Annotated in this window: 10 protein-coding genes; 7 read left to right on the top strand and 3 right to left on the bottom strand. The window is 41.6% G+C overall.

The features are described from left to right. Positions 1 to 272, bottom strand: a 272-nt coding sequence (locus tag WC441_05380) for an AlwI family type II restriction endonuclease (GenBank protein MFA5163917.1), incomplete at its 3' end; no start/stop codon positions are given. Between the two features lie 4 nt (positions 273 to 276). Beyond that, entirely contained in the window at positions 277 to 1971 is a 1695-nt protein-coding gene (gene lexA, locus WC441_05375) for a transcriptional repressor LexA (GenBank protein ID MFA5163916.1), read from the bottom strand. A gap of 108 nt (positions 1972 to 2079) precedes the next feature. Between lexA and WC441_05370 the strand changes: the two genes are divergently transcribed. The 5 genes from WC441_05370 to WC441_05350 all read left to right on the top strand — a co-directional run bounded on the left by WC441_05370 (position 2080) and on the right by WC441_05350 (position 8278). Continuing rightward, positions 2080 to 4560, top strand: coding sequence for a DUF2254 family protein (locus WC441_05370; protein MFA5163915.1), 2481 nt, complete (start codon positions 2080 to 2082; stop codon positions 4558 to 4560). Continuing rightward, on the top strand, positions 4557 to 5660 hold the full coding sequence (locus WC441_05365; protein ID MFA5163914.1) for a hypothetical protein: 1104 nt from the start codon (positions 4557 to 4559) through the stop codon (positions 5658 to 5660). The genes WC441_05370 and WC441_05365 overlap by 4 nt, the downstream gene beginning before the upstream one ends. Before the next feature lie 3 nt (positions 5661 to 5663). Further along, positions 5664 to 7019, top strand: a complete 1356-nt coding sequence (locus WC441_05360; protein MFA5163913.1) for a hypothetical protein — start codon at positions 5664 to 5666, stop codon at positions 7017 to 7019. A gap of 8 nt (positions 7020 to 7027) precedes the next feature. Further along, positions 7028 to 7528 carry a hypothetical protein gene (locus tag WC441_05355; GenBank protein MFA5163912.1) on the top strand — a complete coding sequence of 167 codons (501 nt, stop codon included), beginning with the start codon at positions 7028 to 7030 and terminating at the stop codon, positions 7526 to 7528. 258 nt (positions 7529 to 7786) lie between these two features. Further along, positions 7787 to 8278 (top strand): hypothetical protein, encoded by a 492-nt coding sequence (locus WC441_05350; protein ID MFA5163911.1) that lies wholly within the window; start codon positions 7787 to 7789, stop codon positions 8276 to 8278. A gap of 30 nt (positions 8279 to 8308) precedes the next feature. Here the strand turns inward: WC441_05350 and WC441_05345 are convergent, their stop codons facing one another. Next, positions 8309 to 10063, bottom strand: coding sequence for an ABC-F family ATP-binding cassette domain-containing protein (locus tag WC441_05345; GenBank protein ID MFA5163910.1), 1755 nt, complete (start codon positions 10061 to 10063; stop codon positions 8309 to 8311). A 141-nt stretch (positions 10064 to 10204) separates the two neighbouring features. On the opposite strand from WC441_05345, the gene WC441_05340 reads away from it, so the two are divergent. After that, positions 10205 to 10564 (top strand): HsmA family protein, encoded by a 360-nt coding sequence (locus WC441_05340; GenBank protein MFA5163909.1) that lies wholly within the window; start codon positions 10205 to 10207, stop codon positions 10562 to 10564. 144 nt (positions 10565 to 10708) lie between these two features. Further along, positions 10709 to 11260, top strand: coding sequence for a hypothetical protein (locus tag WC441_05335; GenBank protein ID MFA5163908.1), 552 nt, complete (start codon positions 10709 to 10711; stop codon positions 11258 to 11260). The last annotated feature ends 167 nt before the right edge of the window (positions 11261 to 11427 follow it).

The following is an 11427-nucleotide window of genomic DNA, read 5'->3' as shown; positions in this document are numbered from 1 at the left end:
CCGACGTAGTTTCTGGCGTCCAATATTTCTTCGGCCTGTTCATAAGTTAAGGCCTCGGAATTTTCCAGTAGCTCCCTGTGCTCAGGCGACAGATTATTGGTAAATTGTTTGTTGCCGGCGCCGTACAGCTTGTGTTGAATAAGCAAGATTTGGAATTTTCGCTGCGTTTCGTGGTTCCAAACTTCACCATCCAAAGGTTTAAGAGCGAGCAGAAAGTTTCTGATTCTTTCTGGGTTTCTAACTGTAGTTGAGATACTCCAAATTTTTTTCATAAATTTATTTGCTAGTTACTTTGCAATAAAAGACGCGCTCGGTGTGATTAGGTGCTTCACTTTTGCCGGTAGTGAAGGCTTTATAATCACGTTCGAATACTTCAACCTCGCCGCGTTCTTTTAAAATTTCAATTATTCTATGATCCGGTATCTTTGCATTTGACCGTTCGTTCATTTTTTCACCGGTATTGTTATAGGATACCAGAATATGCTTCGCGTTTGCATTTTGGATCAAGTCTTCAAAAGCATGCACGGCGCCTTTCAAACAATAACGGCTTTTCAAATGCCCACGATCAACCATCTTCTTGGCCACGCCCTCAACTTTTGGTTTTTTCCAGGTAATCACGTTTTCTAAAAGATGATAGGAATCCCCATATTGTCTTGAATTATAAGGGGGGTCAATGTATAGCACGTCGCAGGTAATTTCTCTGACTAATTGGTTTGCATCTTTTTGATAGATTTCATTGTTTTGATTATTTCTCGGTTCAATATCAGGCAGCAAAAGACGCAGGCTTTGAATAGTATCTAATTTCTTTCTATAAGTCTCATAATGGCCTACGGTGTTAGCCACTTTATCCATGGCATACACAAGCGAGGTAAGAAGTACATTTTTTTCTTCCTGATTTATTTCACCTCGTTTTTCAAGCTTTTCGATTTCTTCCCGGACCGCGCCTATTTTTTGAGCGTTTTCTTTTGTGAAATATGAACCACCAAATATTTCAGAGACGTAGTTTTCTTTCTTCGGCTGCAAATCATTTAAATAATCTATAATATTATTTAATTTTTCTTTGTTGTAATTTTTAGTATTCATCCAGCATTGCAGGGACGTGAAGCTACTGTCTAGAATATCGTTAGAAATAATCTTGGTATCCGGCCGGTTAAAATAGTGACCTACGACACCTGTGCCTGAAAAAATATCACAGAAACTATAATAACCACGACACTTATCTGCAACAATATCGCCAATAAAACCGAGGAGCTTGGTTTTATTGCCTAGGAACCGCCTGCTATGTATTTGAAGCAACCGTTGCTCATTGCTTTGAGGAGTAACGAATAATGGGAGCTGGGCCGGTTTTGGTAATGGATCAAATCTGTTTCGAAGCACGCCTGTTACTTTTCCCCTGACTTCTAGCTCTTTGACCATGATCGGCTTATAGTTTTTATTGGCCGGCTGGAGTCTGAAGCTGTTTTTATCTTGGTATATTCTTTTTAGTGTGGCTTCATTGCCATTTACAATTGCAACGCCGATCTCGCCGTTATCAATCACTGGCTGCTCTCGGATTATTACCGTATCGCTGTCAAAGATTCCGACATCTTGCATGCTGTCTCCCCGGACCTTTAGGGCATAGTGTCGTCCCTGGCCGGCAGTCAACTCTTTGGGGACAGAAACGGTTTCTGGTATTTCAATAGCCTCTATCGGTTCGCCGGCAGCGATCATTCCCAGCAAGGGAATTTCAATAAAATTATTTTGCCTTTTTTCATTAAAGTCGTTTATCTCAATAGCCCGGGCCAGGTTATCGAATTTCTTGATGTAACCTTTATCAATCAAAGCGTCAATGTGCTGGTGCACCGTAGACACTGCGGAGAGACGCAATTTTTTCCTTATCTCCTCTAAAGTTGGTGAGTAGCCCCGATCCCTGATAAAGCCTTTTATGAAGTCCAGGACTTCTTTTTGTCTTTTTGTTATTGGAATGGCCATAGATGTGATTGATGTTTTTAACTTGAAGTGGTATATTTATAGTATACCGAAAATCTTACGAAAATGGAAGTAGGTAGATTGTGGATTACTTAATAAGTAAGAAGGGATATGAAATTTTTAAGAGCAGTACAATTTTTTCTTCGACGAATCTTATGGAAACCAAAGGTTTCTTCTTTTTCTTATGAGGCAGACAAAAAACCAAATAAGCTTATTCTCGTCTTGGGCACATTTACCGGTTTCTTTTACAGCATTTTTCAGAGACGAAGGGAATCATTAAGGATTCTGTACAGAAATCAGGAACGCAGGAAAACGGAATATACGATACCAATGCAAATTATCCGGAATTCTATGGGTACGATAGTAGTACTAATAATATCACTCGTAGTAGTAATCTCTGCCGATTGGGGTGTTGAAGGTCTCGCAACGTCACTATCTCACATTCAAACTAGCTGGTTCCAAGCATTTATAGCTCACTTTGATTTTTTTACTCTCCCGGACAGGGAGTTTTTAAAGCTTGTGCTCGAGATTTCTATCGGCGCAATCTCCGCTATTCTGGGACTTTTATTTGCTCTATATGCAGTCGGCCTCCAGCTCACTACTGATAAGTATTCATCTGCCGTGTCTGATTACGTTAACCAGGAAACCGTCGGTAATTTCTTTTTCAAACTTCTTGTATTCACTGATATCTTTGCGATTGCAGTCTTGCTACGTATTCAACTTCTCACACTTCCGTCGTCGGTTAGCTTTATTGCCGTCGTTATTTTGGTAGCTATCTGTTTACTCGGGATTATCGTTTTTAAGAACCATTATATTTTTACTATAAAGCCAAAGAATCTCTTTGAGAGGTTACAGTCGGACATGAAGGAAGGTATGCGACTTGCCTCTGACCGAAGCCGGTATTCATATAAGAGTTGGAGTATCATACAAACTTCACGCATGAGAACGCAGAACCATCTTTCTCTACTCAAGACTCTTTTCGAAGACCTCTGGCATGCGGAGAATTGGAATGATGTGATTTATACGCCGATGGTACTTGCAAATTTGATCACTGAGTATGCCAAGCGAAAAAAACATATCGATAGAGAACGCGGTTGGTGGTTTCCACAAACGCAGGTGGAGGTTAAAGCGAATAGTATGTCGATGCTAACTCTGAAGCTCAATTTTGAACTTCAGGGGAAAGGGCCTCTGCGCATCGGTAGCCCGGATCATCTTTGGTTTGAGGACAGTGTTTTTGATATTGTTAAAGCTGTGGAGTCTCGCGTTGGGACAGCGCCGCAGGACACTCATTTGCTCAAGTACGTTATTGATTTTTACCAGACCGCACTCGCCGGTGATTACGAAAAGGACGGGCACGGTCGTTATCAAAAAACAGTTGCCGGTCTTTACGAAAATCAGGAGACTGATGCGTTCGAAAAGTATCTCGATGGTTTTTTTGCGCTCTATGAGAAAGTCCAGACCGAAGACGAGCTTGGCGCATATCTCAATGCTTATTTTGCGATTGGGCTAACCCTCATCGATGGTTTTGACTATACCAAGTATCAGGAGATTATAAAATCACTAGTAGATGCAAACGGACAGCTTGCGCACACACGCGAAGAGTTGGCGAGGCTCGATCTACCCGGAGTTTTCTATAACCAGGTTCTTGACTATTGGGATCGCCTCTATCTTGAAGTTCAGTGTGAGGGTCGCGTCATAACGCCGCAAATTCGTCTTGAAAAAGAAACGCTTGACGATGCACGGGCAAAGGAGAAGCAATACTTCCATAAATTTTTAGAAAAGTTGATTACGCATCATAATACAATCCTCAAAGACCTCTATCAGAAAGGAAAACACAAAGAACTTGCGATATTTATTAAGGCTCGCTTCGAATGGATCAGTCGGTTGCTCTATATCGACAAGGTTGCATTGGCTGACGAATATGGTGCAAAGATCGCTGGAGCTGGAGTATATCTGCCATTTCTTCCAAAGCAAATTCTGGTCGATTCGGAATTTTGGGAAGAACTAGAAAAGATGCTTTTCCCATCAGTCATTGAGAATTGTGAGAAACTGTTTAAGGTTTTGGCTGGCCTACTCACGCTAATGTTACCGGTCATCAATGCTGATGAGAAGAATGTCGACAATATAATGTACCGCAACCGTCTCAGCCTTATTCTCGGGGGTTTCGTGTTTCTGGTGTGCGAATTCCGGCAAGATTACCATTTGCTTATTGAGTACGTGCAGACGATCGAGGCGATATATCAGCCAGGTCAATTCATTAAGGCCATGGAGGTGCTGTCAAAACCGAAGGACGTCGGCGGTCTTGACCTTACACTCAAACTTATAAATTGGGAGACAACTCGCTACCATCATTGGTTTGGCCAAATTTTGTGGAAAATAGATCAATTGCCAAAGACTTATGACGATGTTCGGTTTTATTCAGGGCTACAAGAAGTAGCTAATCATCCAAGCAGATTCATACGCGAATTAAGTTATCGAGCATATCAGCCAGAGGAGGAGTGTGCCGAAGCATTTGTTGAGTGGGCAAAGAAGAGAGAAGCCATCCGGCAGTTTGTCGAAACCCTTAAAAAAATTCAAGGTAGAAAAATATGAGACGACAACCTTACAAACAAAGAGAAAAAGGATACGTTTTTGATGATCCATTACTCGGGTACATTAAGGGATATGATCAACTTGAAATGGCATCAAGAAATAGAATGGAGTTAAGCATAGAGGTTGACGCAATTCGATATGCACTTTTTCCACTTAGGGATGTGCCAGTCCCTGATAGGCCTGGCTATGTTACGCATGAGAGAAATTATTTCGGTATTGAATGCGATGACCCAGCTCTTAAGCAAGACCTCGAGAGGTATTTTATTGACGAGCATTCGTTCTATAGGGATGACTTATATGGCCAGGGGGATTCAGTGGGCGGTTTCTTAGAGGATATTGCTTGGCAGTTATTGATTACGGGAGACGAGTTTTACATGATTGAGTGGGACGAAATAGATATTAAAAATAAGAAATACCATTTTCCTGTTGATTTTGAATATCTTCGAAATGAAACGATGAAAGTTAGACGTAAGCGAGGTGAGATTATTGGTTATAGCCAAAAATATAGTCTTTTTACTTATCTTAAAGAAAAACGATTTAAAAATTGGGAAGAAAAAGAAAAACTCCGTTCGTTTGAATTTGAAAAAGACGAGGTTATATATTGCAAATATCCTTTCGCCAAAAAATCACCAACCGCGCAGAGTCTTAAATATTTAAGACCTATTAAAAAGTTTTGGCAGTTTGGTATTGATCAGTCTCGAAGCGGTATTGAGGTTGAGAGTCATTATTTGCCTTTAGAACGAGCGCGGTATACAACTTACGCAAGTGAAAAGCGTAAGTATGACATTGCGCGCGCAAAAGTCAGAACTATTTTTAATTATTTAATGGATACGAACGGTCCCCAGATGACTCAGTATTATGACATTTATACAGTGATTCGTTATAAAAAATATCTGAATGATTTTAGGGATTATTTAGTACGTGAATTTAATGAGCAGGTGCTGGCTGTAGTCGCAAAAAAGAACAGTTTTGATTTAGCTCCTAAGCTTATCTACAATGGCTTCCTCTCCAATGCGGAGTTAGACGAAGCGTTAAAGAACTACAGTGATGGGACTATGACGTTTGACCAGATAGTTGAGCAGATAATTAAAAAATCATAAGGTATGGATAATAAATACAAAAAGCCACTAAGAATTTTACTCGATTCAGACTATTTAAAATCTGATGTCGCTAAGAGGCTGCTTAATTATTTTGATAATGAACTTTTTGAGTTTGTTTCTTTAGGCAGCTCAAAGATGCATACAGTAGTTCAATTGTCTCTCGGTGGCAAAAATGATATTAGCGGGATTGTCATTGATAAATTAGACGACAAATTACATGGCTACAAAGAAAGCACCATGTTCGGATATAAAATATCCGACATAAAAATAATTGCCGAGTCTCTTGATATCAAGTATGACGACTTGATTTTAACTTTTATTCTTAAGACATTGTTAGGGGTGTCAGAGGATAAAAAAGTTATTTTAATTACAGAGAGAAAGAAGTTGTTAAGCCGGCTAAACTGGGCAAGGAATGGCTTCCCGGAGTTGCCAGCGCATAGTATCTTGAGCCCAGAAGAGGCTATGATTTTTATTGATTTATATTGTAAAAATAAAAATAAATTTTTAATTGCTCCCAATTATTATGTTAATAGAGGTCTTTGGTATCTTTATTCTTTGAAGACAAAAGTTAAAAATTACAAAAAAGTTTGGTCAATCAGTGTCTATGGGCAAAAGCATATTCCTCGGGGAGATGATTTAATGGATATTACGGCTTCGCTTGGAGATAGAATTATCGATCTGCTTACAGCAATAGATGAGATAGGTATAAATTACTATTCCGGTGTTAATAATGATACCCAGGACGCTACTATCTACCACTTTAATTACCTAATCACCCTATTCACTGGGGTTTTTGATTCACTTGCTTGGATATCCAAATACCGCTATCAAATTAAATTTGATCAATTTGAAAGAATCGGATTAAGAAAGGATAGACAAAAAGATTTCATGGAGCTCTTGTACCAAAAGAACGATAAAATTAAAGATTTCCTTTCCCAAAATTCCTCTTTGATCAATTTAACGTATAGTCCTAGAGACCTTATTATTCACAGGGCAAGACTTAAGGCGCTGTGTTTTGATAATAGAAACGATAATTTCTATTTTAATATGATTAGAGTTCCGCAAGATTTTTTTAACCATATCGTGGCCTTATCTAAAGAAAACGGAAGTGAATTAGGCGAATGGGGGCATTACAAATTAGATAACGAGTATTTTTTGGAGCCGTATAGGTTTGTTAAGATGGCGGCTGAAAAACTTATTATTTTTGTGGATGGATACCTTAATTTGTTAAGTTTTGACGGATACCTTAAAACAATGCCAGTGCTAAGCAAAAAACTTAAGGAGGGTAATAGTTCTGATTCGCATAAGGATTTTTTAAAACAATTAGAAATTTTTGATAAATTTAAACTGGGTTATTGAATAATAAAATGAAAAGTAGTGATTGGTATAAAAAAGTAATAATAAAAAACACAAAAGAGATAGTAAGTTCTGGAATAACTTATATTATTTTAGTTCTTGTACTTCTGCTCTGGCATTTTGCTTTGGGTATTAAATTTCAATGGCAAAATATCAGCCCGTTATCCGCACCAAGTATTTTTGTCAGGGTATTTTACAGCGCTTTTACTTTTTGCACGCTTGGCTTATTTCTATACGTGATCAAATTTTACAAAGTACTTCATGATATTGTTGTTAAGGCATTTGGCATGTGGGAACTCTATAACGCAATAAAGGCGATACTTTGGCTATTTTTAATGTGGATTTCTTATGCTTATCTTGTACCATGGTTGTTTAAAGTTCTAAACGCTGGCATTTCTGTTTTGTTTAACATTGCCAATTTGGTTTTATACGCCATCCCGCCGGTAGGTATTGCCCTGATATTAAGTATTATCTATCTGATTTTTAAGAATAAGCCCGTGTTTCAGAAATAAGACATTTTGTATTATTATTGAATCACTCAATCCAATCGAACGGCGATTCCCGGCGGAGCATTTTGACGGCCGCGTCCATTTCGTAGGAGTGCCAGCAGTTCATGATTACGGTTCTAAGTTCACGCACGGCTCTGATGCACTATGTTGGCTTATTATAGGCCAGTAGATATTTTAAAAGTATATTGGTGTAAACGGCAAAAAGAGGTAGATGATCGGGAAAAACTCGAGATATATTATAATATATACAAAACATTTTATATGAAAAAAGAAAAAAGAAAAAATATATTAGATTACCTCCAGAAAGCCCTTGATTATTTTTATATTATATATTTTGTTTGGATATTAATTGGTATTGCCTTTATTTTTTTTGCTGGTTTTAATGAAGTTGTTAATACTGGTTTAGTTGATACTTCTGATATGTTAGTTGTATCTACTGCACTTATAGCAATAAATATTGCATTAGGTGCGATGGTTTTTTCTTATGCAAACAATTTAGATATAGATGATAAAAATAGGCTTGTTAAGATAGGAGAAAAGTTTATTTTATCTTCAGTGTCATTTATTCTAAATTTGAGTTTGACGGGTTTAATTAAAGTGGGATACATGGATGAGTTGCTTAACGATTTTTCTGGAAAAAAGTATCTTGTTTGGCCCCTTGTTATATCCGTACTTATCCTGTCATTAGTGGCTTTTGCGCTGTTTATTTATGGGGTATGGAAGCTTGTCTCTTTTATTATTAAAAGAAAATAAAATTATAATTTTATATTTTAATTTTAAGTTTTATTCCTCCCCACTCACCCTCAGCCACTCCTCCTCCTTGTCCGCAATGCGCCGCTTGATTTCTTCCAGATCCTGGACCTTGGTGGACTTATAATCATCATAATGCTCCAAGAAATAAGCCATCAGCTCCTGCTTGTAAGCTTGCATCCGCTCCAGTTCCTGTTCCAGGGACTGGATTTTTTTCTGTTTGGCGCGGCGGGCTAAGTAAGCCTCGCGGCTTTCGCTCTTGTCTTTTTCCGGCGTCGGCGTTTCCTCGGTTTTCTGCCATAAGGCTTTTTCCAAATTGGCCACATATTCGCCGTAGTCGTCGTGCCGGCGCTTGGCGCGGCCGTCCTTGATTTCTACTAAGCCCGTGGCTATCAGGTTGGAGAAAGTCCGGTCGTGGCTGGAGAAGATGACCGTGCCGGCGAACTTATGCAAAGCCGCGGCCAAAGCTTCCGTGGTTTCAAAATCCAGATGCGAGGTCGGCTCATCAAGAATTATCACGTCCGGCTTGGCCAGCAATAAGCCGGCCAAGAGCAGGCGCGACCGTTCGCCGCCGGAGAGCACGGCGATCGGTTTCTTAAGCTCCTCATCCCGGAACAGGAAATCGCCGGCCATTTTCAGGACCGCTTCGGTCTTCACGTCGCTGGCGGCTACGCGTCGCAGATAAGCGCCGGCCTGTTCTTTGGCATTCATATTCTCCATTTCTTCCTGGCCGTGGTAGACGAAACGGGTGTTTGCCGCCCAGCGGAAAGAACCGCCGAGCGGCGGGATGCGGCCGCATAAAGTCTTAATGAGCGTCGTCTTGCCCTGGCCGTTCAGGCCCAGGAGCGCCAGCTTTTCGCCGGCGCGGACATCGAAATCGATTTCCGAAGCGACGATTTTCTCTCCGTAGCCGATAGCGAGCTCGTTTATCTTTAAGGCGAAATTATGGCGTTTTACGACCGGCGGGATGCTGATGCGGGTGATGCCGGCCTGATGCTCTATGGTGATGCGCTTTTCTTCCAGCTTGCTTATTTTTCGGACCAGGGATTGGGCCTGCTTGGCCTTGGAAGCGGAATAGCGGAAGCGGTCGATGAATTCCTGCCAATGTTCCTGCTGGCGTTCCAGGCTGGCGTTGGCTTTGATCAGCGTGGCCAGTTTCTGCTCCTTGAAAGCCAGATAGGCTTCGATGTCGCCGGGGTAGTGATAGCAGCCGCTTCTAGAAATCTCAATAGTTTCCTGGCAGGTGCGCTTCAGGAATTCCCGGTCATGGGAAATGATGAGATAGCTACCGCGGTAAGCGTGCAGGTAGTCTTCCAAGAGAATAAGGGTGTTTAAGTCCAGATAATTGCTTGGCTCGTCCAGCAGGAAGAGATTCGGTTCCTGAAGCAGCATGGACGTGAGGCGCAGGCGCATGCGCCAGCCGCCGGAAAGGCTTTCCGCCGCCTGGTTCAGCTTGGCCGCATCCAGTTCAAACTTGCTGGCTACTTGCTTGACCCGCCATTCCGGCCGGCCGCTGTGGCGCTCCAGATAAGCCAAGCCGCTTTCGCCCTCTAGCCAGTCGTCACTCTGTTTCAGGTAGCCGATAGTCGTGTCGGCATGGATGAAGAGCTCGCCGTCATCCGCTTTCTCTTCGCCGGTGATGATGCGGAACAGGGTAGACTTGCCGGCGCCGTTGCGGCCGATAACGCCGATTTTCTGCCGGTCGGAGACGGCAAAAGACAAGCCGGAAAAAATTTTCCGGCCGCCATATTCTTTGCTCAGGTTCTTGACTTGCAATAGTATGGGCATATTCTGATTTTAGAGGAAGTTTCGGCTAAGGGCAAATCGGGAATAGGATGTTTTGTCCTGATCGGCCGGTTTACAAAAATATATCCGTATGGTATATTTTTTGGTTACCTTAACAAGTTTATCAACTAAAACGAGGTCACCATGCTGCTTGCCAGCGCTGTTGTTTTCATCGCCCTAGCTTTTCCGCTCTATACTATAGCCATCTGGTCGGAGCGGATATTAAAATCACTTAAACCATGGATGGTCCGCATTTTCATTTCCGCCTTTAGTTTAGATGTGGCCGGCACTTCCATTATGGGTTATCGGACCGGGTTCAGTTTCCAGTTCAATATCCATAGTTGTTGCGGTTATACCGCCCTGATTATCATGGGGCTGCACTTAGCCTGGGCGCTCATCGCTCTGAAGCGACAAGGCGAAGCGGCTAGGTACTTTCATCGTTTTTCCATCTTTGCCTGGTTCATCTGGCTAGCCGCTTTCATTAGCGGTATCCCGCAAGCCTGATCTTTAAAACTAAGCCCGAAAAATCTTCGGGCTTTTCCATTTATCTCTTAATATTTTGCGTATTATTGATTGACCGCAGCGTATTTTCATGATATGCTGAGGTATTCTTTTCAAATCAGCAAACAACAACAATCGGAGGATAAAATGTCCAGTATAATAGATCTAAGGCAGAAAAGGGAAGAGCTCGCATTGACAGCAACTGCTTGGCATAACCTGATTCATAATCAGCCGCCAAAGATCAGAGCAAAAGATGAGTCGGAAACCGGCATTCAAGTTTTTGTCGGTCTGCCGGATACGAATAATTTTGCTTTCTTTCCGGTCGGTCAGCCGACTGGAGATATCAGTTTCGCCGCCGCTAATAGAGCGGTTTACTCTTGGCTGTTCAGAGATATGCTCTCATTAGACAATGATGGGCCAATCACCATTGGTCATTCCGCCAGCCTGATCGTAGATATTGAGGGCCTCAGAATCCAGGCCGCGGTAGCCGGCTTAGAGTATGTAGAGAATATTTTTATCGGCGCCATGCTCATAGCTAAGGCGGTAAAGATTACCCCAGCCAAGATTTTTGACCATCTGTCTTTTAGGCATGAGAAATTTCCGGAATGTTTCCGCGAAGTCGGGCATTATCTTCATCCCTATGTTACCTCGATGCGGGTGGAAGATACCGCACCCCCGAATATTTCAGTAAAAAGATAGATTTAAAATCTATCGCTAAGCCGCCTTAAATTGTGCGGCTTTTTTTAAAAGGTCAGGAAACCCCGCACGAGCACCCAGCGAGTGCGGGGATGAATGACTCCTTGTTTAGCACGGCTCGCAGAGGCGTGCTAAACTATAGTCATGAGAATCCGAGCCTTAAATCACTC

The organism is Patescibacteria group bacterium (assembly GCA_041651355.1).
Classification (GTDB): domain Bacteria; phylum Patescibacteriota; class Patescibacteriia; order Patescibacteriales; family UBA12465; genus JAPLVX01.
The sequence above is the reverse complement of the archived record's forward strand: the minus strand, read 5'-3'. Positions and strand labels throughout refer to the sequence as shown.